The organism is Streptococcus sp. 27098_8_23 (assembly GCF_041432195.1).
Taxonomy (GTDB): Bacteria; Bacillota; Bacilli; order Lactobacillales; family Streptococcaceae; genus Streptococcus.
In genome coordinates this window covers 200,720-222,237 of sequence record NZ_JAPVZF010000001.1, presented here as the reverse complement: position 1 = coordinate 222,237, position 21,518 = coordinate 200,720, and the positions used below count along the sequence as shown (strand labels likewise).

General features: G+C 39.4%; 16 protein-coding genes. 2 read left to right on the top strand and 14 right to left on the bottom strand.

The features are described 5' to 3' along the window. Positions 1-191: 191 nt before the first annotated feature. Positions 192-1,475, top strand: coding sequence for a uracil-xanthine permease family protein (locus O3652_RS01020; protein ID WP_162284748.1), 1,284 nt, complete (start codon positions 192-194; stop codon positions 1,473-1,475). A gap of 44 nt (positions 1,476-1,519) precedes the next feature. On the opposite strand, the gene O3652_RS01015 is transcribed toward O3652_RS01020, so the two are convergent. From O3652_RS01015 to O3652_RS00975, 9 genes are all read right to left on the bottom strand, one after another. After that, on the bottom strand, positions 1,520-2,425 hold the full coding sequence (locus tag O3652_RS01015; RefSeq protein ID WP_125413614.1) for a DMT family transporter: 906 nt from the start codon (positions 2,423-2,425) through the stop codon (positions 1,520-1,522). An 8-nt stretch (positions 2,426-2,433) separates the two neighbouring features. Next, positions 2,434-3,369, bottom strand: coding sequence for a serine hydrolase domain-containing protein (locus tag O3652_RS01010; protein WP_125413613.1), 936 nt, complete (start codon positions 3,367-3,369; stop codon positions 2,434-2,436). Further along, positions 3,366-4,091 (bottom strand): CppA N-terminal domain-containing protein, encoded by a 726-nt coding sequence (locus tag O3652_RS01005; protein WP_125413612.1) that lies wholly within the window; start codon positions 4,089-4,091, stop codon positions 3,366-3,368. Before O3652_RS01005 ends, O3652_RS01010 begins: the two co-directional genes overlap by 4 nt. A 110-nt stretch (positions 4,092-4,201) precedes the next feature. Next, positions 4,202-5,107, bottom strand: coding sequence for an aquaglyceroporin Gla (gene gla, locus O3652_RS01000; RefSeq protein ID WP_125413611.1), 906 nt, complete (start codon positions 5,105-5,107; stop codon positions 4,202-4,204). A gap of 158 nt (positions 5,108-5,265) precedes the next feature. Further along, positions 5,266-6,432: an acetyl-CoA carboxylase biotin carboxylase subunit family protein gene (locus O3652_RS00995; RefSeq protein WP_125413610.1), complete on the bottom strand. Its 1,167-nt coding sequence runs from the start codon at positions 6,430-6,432 to the stop codon at positions 5,266-5,268. 12 nt (positions 6,433-6,444) lie between these two features. Beyond that, complete coding sequence (locus O3652_RS00990) at positions 6,445-7,185, bottom strand: esterase family protein (protein ID WP_000546799.1); 741 nt, start codon at positions 7,183-7,185, stop codon at positions 6,445-6,447. A 20-nt stretch (positions 7,186-7,205) separates the two neighbouring features. After that, a complete protein-coding gene (locus O3652_RS00985) occupies positions 7,206-8,030 on the bottom strand; it encodes an alpha/beta hydrolase (RefSeq protein WP_001016816.1) in 825 nt (274 codons plus the stop codon). 136 nt (positions 8,031-8,166) lie between these two features. Next, positions 8,167-9,381 carry a tRNA uracil 4-sulfurtransferase ThiI gene (gene thiI / locus O3652_RS00980; RefSeq protein ID WP_125413609.1) on the bottom strand — a complete coding sequence of 405 codons (1,215 nt, stop codon included), beginning with the start codon at positions 9,379-9,381 and terminating at the stop codon, positions 8,167-8,169. A gap of 8 nt (positions 9,382-9,389) precedes the next feature. After that, the gene (locus O3652_RS00975) at positions 9,390-10,532 is read right to left on the bottom strand and encodes a cysteine desulfurase family protein (protein ID WP_125413608.1); all 1,143 of its coding nucleotides are present in this window, start codon (positions 10,530-10,532) and stop codon (positions 9,390-9,392) included. A gap of 137 nt (positions 10,533-10,669) precedes the next feature. On the opposite strand from O3652_RS00975, the gene O3652_RS00970 reads away from it, so the two are divergent. Beyond that, positions 10,670-11,095 carry a DUF6556 family protein gene (locus tag O3652_RS00970; protein WP_000073915.1) on the top strand — a complete coding sequence of 142 codons (426 nt, stop codon included), beginning with the start codon at positions 10,670-10,672 and terminating at the stop codon, positions 11,093-11,095. Positions 11,096-11,139: 44 nt separating this feature from the next. Here O3652_RS00970 and O3652_RS00965 read toward each other — a convergent pair whose 3' ends face one another. From O3652_RS00965 to O3652_RS00945, 5 genes are all read right to left on the bottom strand, one after another. Beyond that, on the bottom strand, positions 11,140-13,446 hold the full coding sequence (locus tag O3652_RS00965) for a DNA translocase FtsK (protein WP_125413607.1): 2,307 nt from the start codon (positions 13,444-13,446) through the stop codon (positions 11,140-11,142). Between the two features lie 84 nt (positions 13,447-13,530). Beyond that, on the bottom strand, positions 13,531-17,499 hold the full coding sequence (locus O3652_RS00960) for a hypothetical protein (protein WP_125421088.1): 3,969 nt from the start codon (positions 17,497-17,499) through the stop codon (positions 13,531-13,533). A 411-nt stretch (positions 17,500-17,910) separates the two neighbouring features. Beyond that, the gene (locus O3652_RS00955; protein WP_371589996.1) at positions 17,911-19,863 is read right to left on the bottom strand and encodes a fructose-specific PTS transporter subunit EIIC; all 1,953 of its coding nucleotides are present in this window, start codon (positions 19,861-19,863) and stop codon (positions 17,911-17,913) included. Then, the gene (gene pfkB, locus O3652_RS00950; protein ID WP_216732992.1) at positions 19,860-20,771 is read right to left on the bottom strand and encodes a 1-phosphofructokinase; all 912 of its coding nucleotides are present in this window, start codon (positions 20,769-20,771) and stop codon (positions 19,860-19,862) included. Before pfkB ends, O3652_RS00955 begins: the two co-directional genes overlap by 4 nt. Next, complete coding sequence (locus O3652_RS00945; RefSeq protein ID WP_000920660.1) at positions 20,768-21,508, bottom strand: DeoR/GlpR family DNA-binding transcription regulator; 741 nt, start codon at positions 21,506-21,508, stop codon at positions 20,768-20,770. The genes pfkB and O3652_RS00945 overlap by 4 nt, the downstream gene beginning before the upstream one ends. Positions 21,509-21,518 lie beyond the last annotated feature (10 nt).

The following is a 21,518-nucleotide window of genomic DNA, read 5'->3' as shown; positions in this document are numbered from 1 at the left end:
ATTCGTTTACAAAACGAATTTTTTCTGCTATACTATCCTAAGCAAAGGTTTTTAATGTCATCCTGTGAGGTGACGAAGGCGCAGATTTATATAAATTTTTAAAAGATAGCTATTTTTTAAAAAGTCTTACTCTGAGGGCCTATTGCTGCAAAATAATGGGCTCTTTTTTGGTGCCCAAAAGTGAGGTTTTTATGAAACAGGAATCAACTGTTGACTTGTTACTAGACGTTGATCAACGTCCTTCTGCTGGTAAAGGTATTCTTCTCAGCTTCCAGCACGTATTTGCCATGTTTGGTGCAACCATTCTCGTTCCCTTAATTTTGGGAATGCCCGTGTCGGTTGCTCTCTTTGCTTCCGGTATTGGAACACTTATCTACATGATTTCTACTGGCTTTAAGGTTCCAGTTTATCTAGGTTCTTCATTCGCCTTTATCACAGCTATGTCTTTAGCCATGAAAGAAATGGGAGGCGATGTATCTGCCGCTCAAACTGGGGTTATCCTGACTGGTTTAGTCTATGTTCTTGTAGCGACAAGTGTTCGTTTTGCAGGTACGAAATGGATTGACAAACTCTTGCCACCAATCATTATCGGACCTATGATTATCGTTATCGGTCTTGGTCTTGCTGGTTCTGCTGTAACGAATGCTGGACTTGTAGCAGACGGAAACTGGAAGAACGCTCTTGTAGCTGTCGTGACGTTCTTGATTGCCGCCTTTATCAATACAAAAGGAAAAGGTTTCCTTCGTATCATTCCTTTCCTCTTTGCCATCATCGGTGGGTATATCTTCGCTATGATGCTTGGTTTGGTTGACTTTACCCCAGTCCTTCAAGCTAACTGGTTTGAAATTCCTGGTTTCTACTTGCCATTTAGTACAGGTGGTGCCTTTAAAGAGTACAACTTGTACTTCGGTCCTGAAACAATCGCAATCTTGCCTATCGCTATCGTAACAATTTCAGAACACATCGGAGACCACACAGTTTTGAGCCAAATCTGTGGCCGTCAATTCCTGAAAGAACCAGGGCTTCACCGTACTCTTCTCGGTGATGGTATCGCGACATCTGTATCAGCCTTCCTCGGTGGACCAGCTAATACGACTTACGGAGAAAATACAGGGGTTATTGGGATGACTCGTATCGCTTCTGTCTCTGTTATCCGTAACGCGGCCTTCATCGCCATTGCTCTTAGCTTCCTAGGTAAATTCACTGCCTTGATTTCAACCATTCCAAATGCTGTGCTTGGTGGCATGTCCATCCTTCTCTACGGAGTTATCGCCAGCAACGGTCTGAAAGTTTTGATTAAAGAGCGCGTTGACTTCAGTCAAATGCGTAACCTCATCATCGCAAGTGCCATGTTGGTACTTGGACTTGGTGGGGCTATCCTCAAACTTGGCCCCGTTACACTTTCAGGTACTGCTCTATCAGCCATGACAGGAATTATCTTAAACTTGATTTTGCCACACGAAAATAAAGACTAATCATCTATACACACAAAATCCACTCGATTGAGTGGATTTTTTAATTACTTACTCTTTATTTCCAGCAGTAAATCTTTCAAAGAAATAATGGTCACGGCTAGTAAAATCATGGCCATACCGACAAAATCAATCGCATAAAACTGTTCCTTCATAATCAGAAAGGCAAAGAAAACGGCTGAAATTGGCTCTATGGAAGCTAATAAACTAGACTTAACAGGGCCTATCAGACTAGCTCCTTTTAGAAAAGTTGTATAGGCAAAGACCGTTCCAATGATGATAATCCCAGCAAATGCAAAGAGAAAATCTAAGCTAGTCGGTATGCTGGCCTGTAAGACTCCTGTGAAAGGAATAGCCACTACACCAGAAATAACCATCCCAACACCAATCACCGAAATACTGCCCCACTTCTTAATCAAAGCGATGGGGAGTATAATATAGAGGGCATAGGTTAGGGCAGAAAAGAGGCCCCAGAAAAGTCCAGCAGGTGTGACAGACAACTGGTCAAGTTCCCCATGCGTCGCGATTAGAAACGTTCCTCCAATTGCTAAACCAATTGAAATAATCTCAGCCAGAGTAGGCGCCACCTTGTCCTTGATACAAGTATAAACCAAGATCCCAACGGGGCATACATACTGGAAAACTGTCGCCGTGCCAGCATTGGTTTCCTGAATGGCGGAAAGATAGGCAAACTGGTTTAAGAAAAGTCCAAACAAGGCAAACAACAGCAGAGATAAAAGGCTTTTTCTGTCTTTTAAAAAAGCATAGAGTTTATCCTTTGCAGTCATATAGGATAAGACTACCAGTGCCAAACCTGCAATGATAAGTCGCAAATTGGTCAAGAATAGAGCAGAAATCCCGTGTGCCATCAGGTATTGACCACTGGTTCCAGACAAGCCCCAAGCAATTCCTACCACTACTGTATACAGAGTTCCTTTTACAGTTTTTGACATACTTCACCCTACTTCTCTTGACGAATCATTTCCATCACTTGATTTCGATCGACTATCCACTGGGCACGCTCATCCTTCTCATACGTTCGATTGGATAAAAAGATAGCCGCTTCCTGCTTCTCCCGATTCCACATAATGAAGGTACCTGTATAGCCCGTATGATCTAGCCAGTCTCCCTCCAGATTCCAAGCTAACGAACGCTCTTTGTCCTCTAAGGGAGAAAAATTTCGACACAAATCTGCTGCAAAATCATCTTTCAAGTAATGTTCCAGAAAGATCTGCAAATCCTTAACCGTCGAAAACAAACCAGCACTTCCTGCGTGTTTCCCTAATAGACGGGCTTTGGGATCGTGAATGATTCCGGCTTCTACTCCTCTCACTGTTGGTACAGCTTGCTCAATGGGGCCAAACTTGGTCTCTTTCATCCCCCATGCTTCCAAAACTTGTTCTTCTATAATCTGATCCAAGTCTTGGTTAAAGATTTTTTCCAAAACAAAGCCCAAGAGTAAAAAGTGAACATCTGAGTATAGAAAAGCAGGCTGATTTCGTCTATGGAGGTGAAACATGGCTTCTCTCAATTCCTCTGCACTTAACTTGTCACGGTTGGGAATGAAGGGGTCTAAATCTGTGGCATGAGTCAGAAGTTGCCGTATAGTGATATCAGGATAATCACACTCCGATAAAAAATCCGTCACTGGTCGATCAATGTCTAGTTTCCCCTGCTGCCACAAGAAGGTAAAAACCGTCCCCACTCCCACGACCTTACTCACACTGGCCAGATCATAAACCAAGCCACTTTCTGTCTTCAAGCCACTTTCTGGATCACTCAATCCTAGATAAGACTCTTTCCATTCACCATCCTTATAATACGCAAAAGAGGCCCCGGGATAAATCCCTGCCTCGATTTGATTTTCTATTTTTCTTAGAATTTTTTCCAACTTCATGCTTCTTCAAACCACAATTCAATGTTATTGGTATCTTTACCAAGGAAGAATTTTTTAGACTTAGGGACAAAGTAGCCTGTCTTTTCAAATTTCTGACGAAGACTGGTTAGATCAAAATTCTTGACTAAAAATTTCAACATCGTTAAATCCCAAGTTACATTGTTTTCAACAGCCAAATCTGCTCCTTGCTCTTTAGTAAAGGTGATTGCTTGCGCTACTCCTTCAGGATCAAGTAAACTCTCTGTTCCTTCAGGCAAACGCAACTCCATAGAAACCTCAAATTGACTCACATATTTTATACTTGTATTTGAATAAAATTCAGGAACAGTTTCCAGTGGAACCAAATCTCTTACATCATTTTCCGCATGAACAAGGATCACATCCTCTTCAGGAGAAACAATCTCAAAAGCATACCCTCGGTTTCCTTTAAATAGGCGAGGAAGAGACTTCATCTGAGAAAGAAGGACCTCGATTTCAGAAGGATTTTCAACCTTTATCAAGAGTCTAGCTAGCTTTTTAAGCCCTTCAACTCTGCGTGTTCGCATGCTTGGAGCCTCTTCTAAAATCAATCTCTCCGTGCCCGTCTGGTCGCCTAATGAAAGAAAGGCAGACTCTTCCAGCAAAGGTTTCATCCCCAGGGTTTCAATGTAAAATCTTTCATTTGATTTTCGATTATTAACTTTCAAAGTCGGAACGATCCGAACAATCTCATTCACATTCATAAATTCCTCCAGCTCTTTTATTTTAAAGGATTTTCGAATATTTTACAAGCCATATCTATTTTATTTAGAAATTTTACAAGAAAAAAACTGGGATTCCCCAGTTTCATTTCTTATAGATAAAGTAGTTTGAATAGTGCTACTGCTGCAATACCCGCTGCAATTGGAGCTACAACTGGAACCCATGCATACCACCATTTTGAATCACCCTTGTGTTGACCAAGAACTGATTTTGGAAGGAGTTCGTGAAGAAGACGTGGTCCAAAGTCACGAGCTGGGTTCAAACCAGGTCCAGTAGGTCCACCAAGTGAAGTTACCAAGGCCATCACTAGGAAACCAAGTGCCAAGTGCGCAATTCCAAGACCTGGTGCCAAAAATGGAGCGGCTTGGTTTTTTGCTTGCTCAAGCGCTGCTGTTACTTGTTCTTGAGGGATTGTTGTTCCTTGCGCTGCAGCTTGAGCTACTTGGTCATTAATTGTCGCCTGAGCTTTCGCTACTAATTCAGCACCAAAGAAGTTTTTAGTCAAACCAAGTGCTGCAAAGAAAAGAACAAATGAACCTACAAACTCATTGAGGAAACCATTAACAGTAGCTGCAAAACGTGATTCTTTTGTTCCATGATCCAAACTTGAGATAGTTGAGAAAGTTCCCAAGATGTTGTTTGGATTTTCTGTTTTCAAGTAGTACGGACGGTGAGTCGCTACAACCAAAGCTTGACCGAAGATTGCTCCCAAAACTTGTGCTAGGATGTAAAATGGTACTTGATCCCAAGAGAAAAGACCACTAACAGCAAGTCCAAGAGTGAAAGCTGGGTTGATGTGGTTTCCTGATACGTTACCAAACATCAAGGCTGGGATCATAACCCCCATACCATAACCAACTGCGATAACGAGCCAGCCACTTTGGTGACCTTTCGTACCTTTAAGTTCAACGTTAGCAACTGCACCATTACCAAGAATGATCAAAATAGCAGTTCCCAAGAATTCTGTGGCATATTTAATAGCCCATGTAAAATCCATTTGATAGATTCTCCTTAAATTTTTTTAGACAATCCTTATTCTATCAATTTTTAGGCCTTTTAGCAATATCTTTTCTGAAAAGAATCTATGGAAAACGCTTTATTTAACTTATCTTTAAAAAAAGGACAAAAGAAGTCAAACTCCTTTCATCCTATTCATTACTCTTGACGTTGACCAAAGTCTGCAATCATCTGCTCCATCTCTTGGCGACTCGGAGTGGTCAACATATAAAGGTAATCCCCTTGTAGTTCTGCAAAGGCTGCTGGCATGATTTTTTTGACCTTGAATTGCTGGCTGTATTTGGCAAGAATGTCCTCTTCTGAATAAACATAGTTGGCATTGGCACGACGTGATGTAGCTAGACAGTATTGAGGTTCAAACTCTGATGCTGGAAACTCTTCTCCTGCGACAATAGCCGCATAACCTCGGTAGAGATCCAAGGAGTGAGCGAAGTTATAAACATCAATGGTAAAGCCACCTGCAGGACGGTTATTGTACTCAATGGCAATGTAATCGTCCCCGTCACGGAAGAACTCGATATGGAAAAAGCGCTCTTTCATACCAAATTCCTTGACAATGGCCTCGCCATACTTGCGCAGTTTTGGATCCATATCCTTGAGTACATAGTAGGAATTGTCCATCTTATAAATCATGAGATCAAGTGGTGTATGGGCATAATCGAAAGTCGTTGAAAAGACGATATTGCCATCCTTGTCCACAAGCCCGTCAAAGGTACAGATTTCACTAGAAGTGACAAATTTCTCAAAGAAATAAACGGTTGACCGGTCCCACTCAGCCTTGAAGTGATTTACATCGTCTTCTGTCTCAAGCTTAAAGGTGGCTGCCGCTCCCACTCCATTATCAGGTTTGGCAATCATTGGTAGACCGATTTCTTTCACTGCTTTATCCACATCTGCTTCCGTCTGGATAACAGCTCCAGGTACCACAGGGACACCTGCTTTTTTGAAAAGTTTCTTCATCTCAGACTTAAACTTGGTCTTTTTGAGATCCTCCGGTTTGGCACCAAAAACATTGAATTGTTCTCTGAGTGTCGCGTCCAGCTCAAGCCAGTATTCATTGTGGGACTCGATACGGTCGATTGGACCATGCTTATAGAAAAGAAAGGCAACTGCTCGTTTAACTTCGTCTATGTTCTCAAGATTGTCTACACGGAAATACTCATTTAGGCTATTGCGCAAAGGCTCATCTAGTTGCTCGTAGGGTTCTTGACCAATTCCCAAGACTGTGATGCCTTTATTAGCTAGCTCGATTGTAAACTGTTGGAAATTTTGCGGATAGTAGGGAGAAATAACAAGATAATTCATAGGCAACTCCTTTTATAGATACAGGTGTCCAAGAAAATAGGGCATTTGTTTACGCCACCATTCCCAGTCGTGGGCGACATCGTGTCCCCATTCAGCAAACCAGGCTGGAATTTGTTTCTGGTCAAAGGCTTCTTTGAGCTTGTAGAAAGATGGTAGACCGTCTTGTTCCCAGGCACCTAGACCCGTGCAAACGACGATTTCTGCCTGACGGTAACGATCGATAAACCAGCCGTCGTTTTGATTCCAGATATAATCTACTGGCGAGTTTTGGTAAATAGCATCATCATTGTAGTAATCACCAACGAAGAAACGTGCGTCATAAACACCACTGAGAGCAATCACCTTGGTAAAGACATCTGGATGCTGGAGGAAGAAATTGAGTGCATGGTAGGCCCCCATCGAGCAACCTGTCGTCATCATACCATCAAACCAACCTGTCTTATGCTTGATAAAAGGAATGGCTTCCTCAATCACATAGCGTTCGTAAGCTCGATGCATCTCCGCCTGGTCATGACTATTTTTCCAAGTAGCCAACCAGCTCTCACTGTCCACACTGGATAGGGTAAAGAACTGAATACGGCCTTCTTCGATAAAGGAAGCACAGGCATCTATCATGCCAAAATCATAGTATTCGTTGTGACTTCCACCAGATGAAGCAAAAACAACAACTGGAATCCCAGCATGCCCATAACGGTTAAGGTACATTTCACGGTTGAAGTGGCCACTCCAGTGGCTGAGGTTTTCAATATGCATTGGCTTTCTCCTTTCTTAACTTACCATTTCTCTGCAAAAAATCGGAGACAGTCTGGTAAATTTTCCGACCATGGAATCTCACTATGGATGGCACCAGACTGAACTTTCAAGACAAGATTATCCAAGCCTACTCCACCTGCAATCAAATCACGGTAATAGCGAAGCGACGAGTCAATATAGGCTTGTTTGATATTGCCAGCCATCAAGGTCTTGTCCGTATCATCTGCTTCTTCTGTTCCTACATAAATGAAAATGCGCTGTTCAGGCGACAATTTTTTGCGCTCGATATAGCGGTTAAAGGCTTCTTGGTGAAGCCAGTTAGCAGATGAGAAGACACCTAGACAACCAATTCGATCTTGGTACTCTAGTCCGATAAACTGGGTGATATTGCCTCCAAGCGACGAACCAATCATAGCCGTGTGCTGGCGATCAGCTTTGGTACGATAGGTCTCATCGATAAAAGGCTTGACCACCTCCATGACAAACTCGGCATACTCCACACCCTTACCGCCAAACTGCTGGCCTGGGATAGGAGATTCTTGAAACTTCCAAGCTGCGTATTCATTCATCCGTCCCATACCATCATTATCTATGGCAACTACAATCATGCGACTGATATCAGGATTTCTCTTAATGGCTGGAATAATTTTCCAAGAGTGTCCGATATAGGACTCCTTGCTGTAAAAGACATTTTGCCCATCATGAAAGTAAACAACAGGGTAAAAACGGTCTGTGTCTTTCTCGTAGTCCTTAGGTAGAAGAACACGCACACGACGCTCCTTTCCTGTATAAGGAACCTTGAGTTTGTGTTCTTTCATTTTTAAGTAAAAGTAGGAATGATTCATTGTCAGAAAACTCTCTATATTCAAAATTTTATCTCATTATACCACAAAAATAGAAAAAAAGTCAGTAATTGTCCATTTTAAGGATAAATAACTAACTTTTCTCATTTAATATTCTAAATTCTTCTGGTTTTTCTGATTAGAGGAGATTATCAATTAACTCATCGACAGCATCTTTTTCAACCTGGGGAGTGATTTCAGTAATCATAATCCCTGCCACTGCACGCTCAACCAAACCTTCAACATCCATACGTTTTTCATACTGCTCAGCATTCTCTATCTTAGGATTGGTCTTAGGACGGTCAGGCGCAAAAATGGTACAGCAGTCTTCAAAAGGCTGGATTGAAATTTCAAAGGTATCGATTTCCTGCGCAATGTCAATGATTTCCAACTTGTCCATCGTAACCACGGGACGAATAATTGGAGTGCTGGTCACAGCGTTGATAGTCTGCATGCTTTCCAAAGTCTGGCTGGCTACTTGACCAAGACTTTCCCCATTAATGATAATTAAACCTTTTCGTACCTCACGGATACGGTCGGTAATCCGCATCATAAAACGTCGTGTCAAGGTCATAAGGTAGGCTTCTGGCGCTTTAGCCTTGATTTCCTCTTGAATCTCAGTGAAAGGTACTTCGATAAACTGGATATTTCCACCAAACTTGGTCAATTTACGGGTCAAATCGTGGGCTTTTTTAAGGGCACCAGGACTCGTGTATGGCGGACTGGCAAAGTGGACGGCTTCAATATCTACACCACGTTTAAGAGCTAAATAACCAGCTACAGGTGAGTCAATCCCTCCTGATAACATGAGCATACCTTTACCAGAACTTCCCACAGGTAATCCTCCTGCTCCACGAAAAGTTTCATAGGAAAGATAGGCAGCCTCCTCACGAATCTCAACCTGAAGATTAATATCTGGATTTTTCATCTGAGCTTGTACGTTTGGAATAGCCTCGAAAACAGCTCCACCGAGAGTTTGATTGAGTTCACGACTATCCAATTCAAAGTTGTGGTCGCTACGCTTGCTAGTGATTTTAAAGGTCATCCCTTCCTTATAGATTTCCTTCATAATCTCTTGGACAGCAGACTTCAGAACGTCCACTGACTTTTCAATCTTATACACAGGAGAAAAATTTTGAATTCCAAAGACTTGTTTGAGCGATTCTGCAACTGCTGTATAATCAGCTCCATTAAGGTAAGCGTGGGCACGGTCGCGATCTGCGGTTACCTTAACTTGGGGATAGATAGACAAAACGTCTGAAATATTATTACGAAGTTTATTGATGAAACGCATACGATTTTTGTGCTTAGTTGACAATTCTCCGTAACGAATCATAATTTCTGAATACTGCATAAATGCTCCTATCTTACTTTTCTAGTTTGATTGTAAATTAATTTTAGCTTGGTCAAAAACTGCTCGACCTGACTCATATCATTTTCCAAGTCTAGGCTGAGGCGCACAGCTGACTGGGCCTTATCCTTGTCTACTCCCATGGCAATCAAGGTACCTGCAGGTTTTCCAGCCTTGGACGAACAAGCAGAGGTTGTAGAAATGAAAATGTCATAGTCTTCAAAGGCGTGAACGATGACTTCTCCACGAACACTCTTAATCCCAAAAGTCAGGATATGAGGGGTAAAGTCTTCCTCATCTGAAAAGACAAAAATATCTGGATAATCCAGAAGGGCTTGACGAATGACTGCCTTCATCTGCCTTGTCTTACTAGTAAAGAGAGCTAACTTTTCCATAGCCAAACGGAGAGCCTTGGCTGTCGCTGCAATTCCAGCAACATTTTCAGTTGTCGAACGATAGTCTCCCTCTTGACCACCACCAGTCAACAGAGGTGTAATCTTCTTGCCAGACTTGATATAGACAAAGCCGACACCTCTAACACCGTGGAACTTATGACTCGAGAAGGTGGCAAAATCCACTCGATTCGTCAGATACTTTTCAGTTGGAATTTTAGCAAGTGCTTGAACTGCATCAACGTGAAAGGAAATGGTTGGTTTATCAACTAAAAGTTCTGAAATAGCCTCAATAGGCTGGATAGAGCCGATTTCATTGTTAACTGCCATGATGGAAACGAGGGTCGTATCAGATCGAATCAAGCTTGCTAGAGCCTTGACATCCACAAACCCTTTCTCATCAACTGGAGCAAAATCCACCTCAAAACCTTGACTTTTCAGCCAGAGGGCTGATTCCTTAACTGCTGGATGTTCAATGGCTGATACGATGATGTGCTTGCCAAACTGGGCTTTTTCAAAGGCCACACCTTTGATGACCCAGTTATCTCCTTCTGTTCCACCAGAGGTAAAGAAGATTTCGTCACTTTTCTTGCCAATCAAATCCGCAATTTGCTGACGGGAAGCATCTAAAATTCGTGTTGCCTGGTCACCCAAACGATGGAGACTAGACGGATTTCCTACAATTTTTGAAGCGACCTGCATGTAAGTTTCAAGTGCTTCAGGATAAGGCTTGGTTGTCGCCGAATTATCAAAGTAGATCATGTTTTCTCACGCTTTCTAAAATCACTCCTTCTATTGTATCACGAAAAGAGACCTGCGACAAGAAAGGGAGGTTTCTCTTTTTTTAAGATTTTTTTAAAGAAATGAGGTATAATAAATCATAATTAAAGGAGAGTATCATGTCTAACTATCGTAGAACTTCAAAACCAAAAACAGAACATATCAAAAAGGGATTTACTGTCTTTCAAAAAACGATTGCTACCATCGGTAGTATTCTTGGTCTAATCACCGCTACTATTACCATCATGAACGCTATGGATAATAACAAAAACAACAAGAAAGAACCGACGACAACCCAAACAACTGTTGTCAAGGAAATTCAAAAGGAATCCCCTCAGGAAAATACTACTCCTAACAGGGACAACACTTCTACTAAAGAAAATACCCCACAAGAAGAAACTTCTCAATCCAACAAGAAAGAGGAGAAAAAAGAAGAACAGAAAACAACAACTCAGGACTCTTCTACACCAGCTACAAATAAAGAAACAAGCGATAATGGAACACAGTCAAATACGACGAGTTCTGAAACTAAAACGAACCAGTAATCACAAAAATAACTTCTTTCCAAATTTGGAAAGAAGTTATTTTTTTATTGTTGCAATACTTTTCGTGGTTTGGTTCCCTCAGCTGGACCGATGACACCTGCCATTTCGAGTTCTTCCATAAGGCGAGTCGCACGGTTAAATCCAACTGACAAACGACGCTGAATCATCGAAGCGCTAGCTTTCTGGGTTTCGATAACCAAAGCCTTAGCTTCTTCAAAAAGCGGATCGCCACCAGCTTCACCATCAGAAAAATCTCCTTCATTTTCAGGAACATCTCCTGGGTCAAAGCTGTCATCGTAGTCCGCATCTGCCTGAGCCTTGATGAAGTTTACGATACGTTCAACATCATCATCCGAGATAAAGGAACCTTGCAGACGGACTGGATGATTTTCATCAATTGGTTTAAAGAGCATATCTCCTCGACCAAGCAGTTTTTCTGCTCCATTCTCATCCAAGATGGTTCGTGAATCTGTACCTGATGAAACTGCAAAAGCCACACGAGATGGGACATTGGCTTTAATGAGACCAGAGATGACATCAACCGATGGACGTTGCGTTGCGAGAATCATGTGAATCCCTGCAGCACGCGCCTTCTGTCCAAGACGAATGATGGCATCTTCCACTTCCTTGCTAGCCACCATCATGAGGTCTGCCAACTCATCCACAATGACAACAATCAAAGGCAGCGGTACTTGTTTGTACTCAGATTGGCTATTAAATTCCTCAACCTTGGCATTGTAACCAGCGATATTTCGTACTCCAACCTTAGCAAAGAGTTCGTAACGATTTTCCATCTCATCCACAACCTTTTGCAGAGCCTTGCTGGCCTTGCGTGGATTTGTCACAACTGGAATCAAGAGGTGAGGAATGTCATTGTAAACAGATAACTCAACCATCTTAGGATCGACCATCATAAACTTGACCTGGTCGGGTCTTGCTTTCATAAGAATGCTAGCGATAATACCATTAACTGCGACTGACTTCCCTGATCCCGTCGAACCTGCAACGAGTAGGTGGGGCATCTTGGAAAGGTCAAAGGTGCGAGCAGTTCCATTGACAGCCTTACCTAGAGGAATTTCGAGGAGATTTTCTGGTTTAGTCTGAGACTGTTCCCAGAGTTCACGGAAGGAAACAGTCGCAATCTCAGAGTTAGGAACCTCAATTCCGACTAAGGATTTACCAGGGATTGGAGCCTCTATCCGAACATCCTTAGCTGCTAGAGCTAGCGCTAAGTCGTCTGCCAGATTGGAAATGCGGTTAACCCGTACACCGACTGCAGGCTTGACTTCATACTTGGTAACTGATGGCCCAATTTCAGCCCGTTCCACCGTCACCTTGATACCAAAGCTAGCAAAGGTTTCTTCTAGGATTTTGATATTTTCTCGAACAATCTTCTTTTCCTTGGACTGATCTTTGGGTTTATCTGGCGCAAAGAGTTGCAAGCTTGGTAACTTGTATTCGAGGGCTTCCTTGGCAGAAAAATCAACCTGTACCTCTTCATCCTCAAAATCCTCTTCCACATCAGGAACGTCAAAATCTGTTTGAGGGAGGATAATCTCCGGTTCAATCCATTCTTCCTCAGGAATTGGTGGGAAATCGTAGTCTGGTACCTCTGATAAGATTTCTCCCGTTTCAGGATCTACAGGAGGAAGCGGTAATGCATCCTGTTCTTCTTGTTCTCTCTGAATTCTTGCTGCTTCTTCAGCTTCTTGACGAGCCTTCTCTTCTTCTCTCTTGATGAAGCGTTCCTGTTTTCTCTGTTCCTGTTTTTCCATGAAAGATCTGAACTGAGCTCCAATAAAGGCTGCAACATCATAAATAGACCAAGGACTAACTAAGAGTGCCCCAACTAGAATCAAGAGGACTCCAATAAAGTACGATCCGATATTTGAGAAAAGAAAGGCTATGGGAATATAAAGTCCGACACCAAGCAGGCCTCCACCAGCGAAGCTAGTCACCCGCATACCAGTCAGGTCCGTCATAACTTGAGACAGGGTCCCTTTTAGAACTGATTGCTCCAAGCCATATTTCCATACTAAGTAGGCCTCAAAAATCAAGAGCAAGCCAGCGAAGATACAGAGAAATCCTGATAGAAGTCCCTCTTGCTTGCGGATCCATTTAAAAAGAAAAAGATAGATGAGGAGACCACCTATGGCCACATAGGCCAAACTTCCGACCACCAGTCGAATGAGATTGTAAAGAGTGACACCTGCTGCGCCGAGTTTGAGGGCTGCAATAATCAACAATAAGGCAATTCCTAAGGAAATCAACATCCTCTGGATAGCCTGTTTTCTTTCAAGTTCTGCTTTAGACGGTCTCCGTCTCGTTTTTGTAGTATTCTTGTTTGCCATTCTTTTATTATACCATATTTCAGAAACTTCTAGAGAAATCAAAAAGACTGCCCACTTTTGTGTTCAGTCATTTGAATGTGATAACTATTGCTTTTCTTCTGCTTCATCACTATATTCAATCTGCTTCTTTCTTAATCCATAAAGCTTTAATACAGAATTTTCATGTTTTGATTTATAAGAAATCAACTTCCTTTTCTTTAAGTAGTCAAGAAGTTTTTCGTTAAATTTAGAATACGAAACCTCTGCTTCTTGATTACCAATTCCTCCGTTACCTTCATTTTGATTTAATTTGTCAAAGGCAACTTCCCATTCGGTGTAGATATCATAATCTATTTGTTCCTTCAAGATTTGCATAATATCCGGTAATTCTAATAAATCTAAATAATCACCTAGCAAAATAAGCTTATCTACTTCTATTTGAATTTCCGAATCAGAAATTAATTTTTCAAAAAGTTCTTTCTTATATTCAAGTAAAACATCATTTGAATTTAGGATAGATTCATACAATGGAACGCTAATTTCATTTTCATCTAATGCTATAAATTGTCTTATATATTTTTTAACTATTTTTTGTATTTTATTTTGAAGCGTCACATCTAACGAATCATATCTGTTTTGATTTATTAAATCATCAAAGTCATACTCATTAAATTTATTATCTAAAAGCAATACTAATAATTCAACTACATATTTTTCATCTATGTCAGGTTTATTTAACGCTCCTCTCATTTCCTCATCATTTCGAACAACATTAGTAGCATTTAAATAATTTTCTATATTTATGAATATAAATTCCTCTAGGTGTACCATAGATCTTTTACGAATAAACTCAAGATTTTCTTTATTGAATTCAATACGATTATTAATTATTAAATTCAATAAATCTTCGTCATCAATATCAGTATTATCAATTCTTTTAAAATAGAGTCCAAGCTGACTAAGTATTCTTTTTCGAATATTATCATTTAACGTTGAAGAACTAATAATATTTTCATTAAAATTATCTTGTATGTCATTATTCAATTTTGAATAAATTTCTTTATCCAACTCAAAATTAGGATTCAGATTAATAAAATCTATCAAAAATTTATCAACTTCCTTATTTTGACTAAAATAGTCTAAAACAATTTCAGTATTTACTTCTGCTTTTTGAGTAATTACAAGATTGTTAATTAGTATCTCTCGATTTTCACTAGATAGGTCATTAAATTTACCTTGAGTATAAGTTATATAAAACTCTGGAATACTAGAGATAATATTTTCTGCTAATGTACTTTTTTTGATATTTTCATCATTATCTAGGTCATTGGATTCATCAGATTCATCACTTCCTAACTTTTCCTGAGGTAATTGATGATTAAATACAACATTATTATTTAATAGTTGTTCAATATACTCAGGTTTATCTCGCATCTCTCCCTCTGATAAAGTAACATACATTAAAATATACTTTAAGAATTCTTCATCAGAAGATTGACAATAATCTAGTAAAGGTTTTAATCCATTTTGACTAGTCATGATTTCATAATTTTTATGTTTTACATCTGATAGCTCTGTTCCCATATCAGAATGCTGTTCCATGAAAAAGAGTACATTGGATTCGCAAATATCGTATAAGCCATTCTTATAAATATAATTCAGCACATTTTCCTCATATCCTGAACTCTCAAAATCAAATTCCTTAATTTTAAAATCTATAGCCGATAAATTGAAATTAAACTTCTCAAAATCACAATAATTATTATGAAAAATATTAAGAAAAACCTCTTGTGTCATCTCTAGATATTTAGAAATCTGTCCTTTTGTTTCTTTTGTACAATCACTCAAATCAACTAAATTCATTAAAGATAATATCAATTTTCTTTTATCAACGTAAATATAATCGCTATGTTTTTGGTTAATATATTCGTTGAAGAGATCCGAGTTATGATGTAGCCATTTTCTCAAAAATACCCTTATATCACGCTCTGAGAAAAACGATTTATTTTCAACATTTAATCTAAATAATTCGTTATAAAAGTCCAGTAAAAATTCCAAAATATTATCTTGGTGAAAGATTAATTTCAACTTCTCATTATGTTCATTAGCATATAACAGAAATCTAAATAAATCATAATTTAACACATTACTACTTTTATAATTTTTTAATTCTAAATAATTAAAGATTTCATCAATGTTTTTTAGAGAAATATTATATTTATTCTGTCTGCCAGAAACAACATTTCTTAAATATTCTTTTTCTTCTACCGTTATAGTATTTTCATAGAAATGATTCAAATAATCTTGATAGCTCTCATCAATATAAGCATTTCTAATTAGGAAAGAAATTATTGAGGATTGAGGATTCTTTCTTATTTCTTCTGTAAAGTCACTTTTAAAATCATCAATATCTGTAGCATATTGATAAACGTCTGATAATCTATAGCTGTCTAGTTCACCAAGTTCATCATTTATTTTCTTAATTTCTTCTTTTAATTTTTCTATTATTTTTTTATTTTTAGTATTCTTTAAACGCTCTTGAAATTCTGGAGTATTCCTACTAGGAAATAAAGAATCAATATCCTCATTTCGCTTATATTGATTATACTCTGCATCATGATAACTATCAAAGGAATAAATTTCACTATCTCCTGCAATTAACTCTTTTATGTAATCATAACGTGTTGAAAAATCTTTTTCAAATTTTCCATTTACTTTAATTATTTTTCTTCCAAATGGTATTTTTAAGATAGTTCCATATAATTCAACTTTATCGTTTAAATGTTCTTCCTCAGCATTCTCTATCTTTCTCTCCAAAGCATTTTTCTTATTATTTAACTCCTCTCTAAGATTTTTTAATGCTATTTCTTTTGAGTTCAACAATTCATATAAATATCCTTGATTCCTTTGTAAAAGTGAAAAATCTTTAGGGAAAATATTTTTATAGACTACCATTGCAAATAGTTTTTCATAATCTAGCTTTAAAGTATTTAATGTGTCTTTATAAGTAAGATACTCATTACAAATATTATTGATTAATCTCATATCGTCAAGATATAAAGAAATATTAAATAAAAACGTCTTGTCTAAACTATCGTATTCCCACATTTCTGTTAGCAATTTTTTTAATATGTCATGAGAATTAGAAGCAGTTACAACAGGGACTATAGGAATAATAAAATCAAAAAACTTCGTTCTTTCTTGTGATTCAAACAAATCATCCTTTACAAGATAGAAAAATACTAGTTTACGTTTGTTATTTGCCTTTCGATTTCTATTGATAACTATATTTAATTCCTTCAATTTTTCAAAAATTCTAGAGTCATTAAAACGTTCAATATCTTCAAATACTATAACATCTGCTTCAGACCGCTTAAACAAATAAAGTATATCATCTAAATAGCGATCAAAATAAGATACCCTTGAACTTTCATTTGAGAAGATTTCAATATCAGTTTCAATTTTTTCTGCTTTTAAGGATAATTTTTTGATAAAACCAAAATCTTTTTGTAGCTTCAGTAAAAAATAAAATCCATATACAATTAAAACAAATAAAATTACTAGTACAAGAAGGGAAATAATAGGTTTCGTAGTCCAAGATAACCAAGAAAAGTTCTGAATCAAACCATTCCATGAAGAAATATTTAGTAAGTATAAGGATAATAATAATACTAAACTTACATAGACCGAAATATTAAAAGGTTTAATCTGCGATTCTGCATCAAGAGTTTTAAAAATGGATCTCCTTATTTTGTTAGGATCTATTTGATGAAGCAATTGATTGATTATTTTCCCTTCAATTGTATTAATTTCACGCTTATCAAGTCCATTTTTTTCACTACTTTTTATTTCATCATATTGCCCCAAAGAAATATGAATAAATCTCTTGTCTTTACGTTTTCTCTCAAAACTCTCAACAACACTACTTTTCCCAGCTCCATAATTACCAGTAATAGCTACATTTGTCACTTCCGAATTATCGTCAATCGCAAACTCAAATGCTTTTTGTGTTACTGGCTTTATTTCAACATCTTTATTTGAAGTAAGTGCTCGAAATTGATATTCTCTTTCCATTAATTTATCTCTCCCTCTAATAATTCTTTAACTATTATTATATCAATTATTTATTGAGATATAAAGCTTTTAGTTACTTCTCGTCTCCTACCTAAATCAGCTATAAAATTAGTTCATTTAGAATCGGGAACATTCTCCTCCACCATGCTGACATGGGACGCTTGTAACTCTTCATTTAGAATATTTTGACTATGGAACTTTTCATTCTCTGGTTTCTTTTCTAGAATCATTCAAGACACTTTTCACCTCCATGGTATTTATACAAACTTTTGCATTCTATCGTTTAAATGAAGAGTGAAAATCTCTACGATCTACTTCTATATCACTTCAAAGCCCATTCTCCCTAACTCCATTATCAAAAAAATGACTACCCACTTTCGTGTTCAGTCATTTTGGTATATGAATTCTTTTTTATGCTTGTGGTTTGCGTAGGTAACCATAAACCACACCACTTACAATTGCGCCAACCAAAACAAAGGCAAGGTAGAGAAGGGCATTTGAAGTAAGGGCGATGACGAAGATTCCTCCGTGTGGCGCCATGAGTTTGATTCCTGCAAGACCAACGAGTCCCCCTGCTACTGCTGAACCAAGGATAAAGCTTGGGATCGCACGAGCTGGGTCAGCGGCACCAAATGGGATCGCTCCCTCAGTGATAAATGACAAGCCCATGATGATGTTCGTCAAACCAGAGTTGCGTTCTTCTTTGGTAAATTTATCTTTGAAAAGAAGGGTTGCGACAAAGATAGCAAGTGGTGGAACCATTCCTCCAGCCATAACTGCTGCCATAGCTACAGAACCACCTGAAGAAACAGTCGCTGCAAGCGTACCTGTTCCAAAGACATAAGCTGCTTTATTGACAGGTCCACCCATATCGACAGCCATCATGCCTCCAAGAACGATACCAAGAAGAACAGCTGAACCTCCTCCAAGACCGCCTAGGAAGTCATTCATAGCAGTGTTGATTGCTGCCATTGGGATGTTAACAGCTAGCATGACAAATCCTGTCAAGATTGTTCCAAGAAGTGGCAAGAGAAGGATTGATTTAGCACCTTCAAGTGAACGAGGAACTTTAACGTATTTCTTGATAGCAAGAACCAAGGCACCTGCGATAAATCCACCAACAAGGGCACCTAGGAAACCAGATGAGACACCTGCAAGAGTTGAAGTTGCTTCACCACCTGCGGCATAAGGAATTTTACCAAAGGCAAATCCTTCTTTAGCAATAGCACCAGCCACGAAACCAGCTACTAAACCTGGTTTTTCAGCGATAGAGTAGGCTACATATCCTGCGAAGACTGGAAGCATCAAGCCAAAGGCAGCCCCACCGATTTTCATGAACATAGAAGCGAGTTCATGGTAGGATCCGAGATTTCCAAGACTATCCTGTGGCACACCAAAAGCTCCGTCGATCAAGAAAGCGAGGGCAATCATGATACCACCACCGATAACGAATGGCAACATTTGAGATACACCACTCATCAAGTGTTTGTAGAAAGCTCCACCGATACTTTGTTTTTCATTAGATGCTGTTGCAGCTTTTGCTCCATTAGCAGCACGATAAACTTCAGCATCTCCTGAAAGAGCCAAGTTGATCAATTCTTCAGTCTTACGGATACCGTCTGCAACTGGACGGTTAACCAATGGTTTGCCATCGAAACGATCCATCTCAACAGCCTTGTCAGCAGCGATGATAACAGCTTTAGCCTTGCGAATGTCTTCTGCAGTTAGTTGGTTACCAACACCGCTAGCACCGTTGGTTTCGACCTTGATCCCAACACCCATTTCAGCAGCTACTTTTTGAAGGGCTTCTTGGGCCATGTAAGTGTGGGCGATACCTGTCGTACAAGCTGTAACAGCTACGATAAAGTCGCCAGATTCATTGGCAGGTGCTTGAACAGGCTCCTCAGCTTTTTCTGAAGCTTGGTCAAAAAGTTCGATAACTTGATCTGCAGATGTTACTTGGCGAAGTTTGTCAGCGAAACCATCTTTCATCAAGTATTGAGACAATTCTGCCAAGGCTGCCAAGTGAGTGTCATTGGCACCTTCTGGAGCTGCAATCATGAAGAAGAGGTCTGTTGGTTGCCCATCCAAGCTTTCATAGTCAACACCCTTGTTTGACTTAGCAAAGAGAACCGTTGCTTCTTTGACAGCAGAGTTCTTGCTGTGAGGCATAGCAATTCCGTCACCCAAGCCAGTGGAAGTTAGAGCTTCACGCGCTAAGATTCCTTCTTTAAAGGTTTCAAAATCCGTCACGTAACCGTGATCTACCAAACTTTTAATCATCTCTTCGATGACAGCTGTTTTTTCAGTTGCCTGCAAATCCAGCAACATGACATCTTTTCTCAATAGGTCTTGAATTTTCATCGTTTTTCTACCTCAACTTTTTCATATGTTTCTTTAATAAATTCCGCTGTTGCCAAGTCATCCGAGAAAGTAGTTGCTGTTCCGCAAGCTACTCCCCATTTGAAGGCCTCTACTGCATCTTTAGATTTGACAAATTCACCTGTAAACCCAGCAACCATAGAGTCACCAGCCCCGACTGAATTTTTGACTGTTCCCTTGATAGGTTTGGCGAAGTAAGCTCCCTCAGCTGTGACAAGAAGTGCACCGTCCCCAGCCATAGAGATGATAACGTTTTGAGCACCTTTAGCTAACAATTCTCGAGCATATTTCTCGATTTCATCTAAACTTTCGAGTTTCACTCCAAAGATAGCTCCAAGTTCGTGATTGTTTGGTTTAACCAAAAGTGGCTGGTAGTCCAAACTATCAATCAAGGTCTGTCCTTCAAAGTCACAAACCACTTGCGCACCAGTCTGGCGTGTCAAGGCAATCAAATCCTTATAGATAACATTGCCTAGGTTCTTAGCACTCGAACCCGCAAACACCACCGTATCTTCTGCTGTCAAACTAGACAAAATAGCTTTCAATTCTTCCAGCTGAGCTGGTTCCACATTTGGACCTGTTCCATTGATTTCTGTTTCTTGGTCTGCTTTAATCTTGACATTGATACGAGTATCTTCTGCTACTTGGACAAAACGAGTTTCGATTTCTTCCTCTGAAAGGGTATCTGTGATAAATTTACCAGTAAATCCTCCGATAAATCCAGTCGCAGTATTAGGAATATCCAAGCGCTTCAAAACACGACTGACATTGATTCCTTTCCCACCAGCAAACTTATCATCACTGTCCATACGATTGACACTACCGACTTGAACTTGGTCCAAGCGCACGATATAGTCAATGGATGGATTGAGTGTGACTGTATAAATCATACTTCTATTACCTCCGTTTTCTTCTTAATAGCCTGCAAGAGCTCATGCCCTTGACTTGTGATGACAATAGCGCGTTTAAGTGGTGCTACCTTGGCAAAGCAAGTTTGTCCAATCTTAGACGAATCCACTAAGACATAGGTTTGTTTGGCATTCTCCAAAATAGCACGCTTCACAGCTCCCTCCTCCATATCTGGAGTCGTATAATAACCATCGTCTACACCATTCATCCCGATAAAGGCACGGTCAAAGTGCAATTGATTGATTTGGTTAAGAGCAACGCCCCCGATACATGCATCTGTTGCCATCTTGACACTTCCTCCAACCATGACAGTTGGAATCTGTTTTTCAACCAACTGAACCGCATGGTGAATGGAGTTGGTCACAACTGTGATATTCTTATTAACCAATTCCTTGATTAAAAAAGCAGTTGTCGTTCCAGCATCGATAAAGATAACATCTTGTTCCTTGATAAGAGAGGCTGCTTTCTGAGCCAGTAGCTTCTTCTCTTGAAGGTTTTTGACAGATTTTTCTTGGATGGTTTCTTCTTCCTGCAAGGAGTGGGGCAATTCTGCTCCACCATGTACACGGCGAAGCTTGTTTTCCGCCTCCAACTCGTCCAAATCTCTTCGTACTGTCGATTCTGATGTTTCTAATAGACTAACCAATTTTTCTAGGGAAACTACATGATGTTGATTTAACTCCTCTAAAATCAGTTGCTTCCGCTCAGTTTTTAACACCAAACCACCT

Bases quoted from the DNA above. Each gene is read 5' to 3' on its own strand.
- O3652_RS01020 (WP_162284748.1), top strand. From the start codon at position 192: ATGAAACAGGAATCAACTGTTGACTTGTTACTAGACGTTGATCAACGT.
- O3652_RS01015 (WP_125413614.1), bottom strand. From the start codon at position 2,425: ATGTCAAAAACTGTAAAAGGAACTCTGTATACAGTAGTGGTAGGAATT.
- O3652_RS01010 (WP_125413613.1), bottom strand. From the start codon at position 3,369: ATGAAGTTGGAAAAAATTCTAAGAAAAATAGAAAATCAAATCGAGGCA.
- O3652_RS01005 (WP_125413612.1), bottom strand. From the start codon at position 4,091: ATGAATGTGAATGAGATTGTTCGGATCGTTCCGACTTTGAAAGTTAAT.
- gla (WP_125413611.1), bottom strand. From the start codon at position 5,107: ATGGATTTTACATGGGCTATTAAATATGCCACAGAATTCTTGGGAACT.
- O3652_RS00995 (WP_125413610.1), bottom strand. From the start codon at position 6,432: ATGAATTATCTTGTTATTTCTCCCTACTATCCGCAAAATTTCCAACAG.
- O3652_RS00990 (WP_000546799.1), bottom strand. From the start codon at position 7,185: ATGCATATTGAAAACCTCAGCCACTGGAGTGGCCACTTCAACCGTGAA.
- O3652_RS00985 (WP_001016816.1), bottom strand. From the start codon at position 8,030: ATGAATCATTCCTACTTTTACTTAAAAATGAAAGAACACAAACTCAAG.
- thiI (WP_125413609.1), bottom strand. From the start codon at position 9,381: ATGCAGTATTCAGAAATTATGATTCGTTACGGAGAATTGTCAACTAAG.
- O3652_RS00975 (WP_125413608.1), bottom strand. From the start codon at position 10,532: ATGATCTACTTTGATAATTCGGCGACAACCAAGCCTTATCCTGAAGCA.
- O3652_RS00970 (WP_000073915.1), top strand. From the start codon at position 10,670: ATGTCTAACTATCGTAGAACTTCAAAACCAAAAACAGAACATATCAAA.
- O3652_RS00965 (WP_125413607.1), bottom strand. From the start codon at position 13,446: ATGGCAAACAAGAATACTACAAAAACGAGACGGAGACCGTCTAAAGCA.
- O3652_RS00960 (WP_125421088.1), bottom strand. From the start codon at position 17,499: ATGGAAAGAGAATATCAATTTCGAGCACTTACTTCAAATAAAGATGTT.
- O3652_RS00955 (WP_371589996.1), bottom strand. From the start codon at position 19,863: ATGAAAATTCAAGACCTATTGAGAAAAGATGTCATGTTGCTGGATTTG.
- pfkB (WP_216732992.1), bottom strand. From the start codon at position 20,771: ATGATTTATACAGTCACACTCAATCCATCCATTGACTATATCGTGCGC.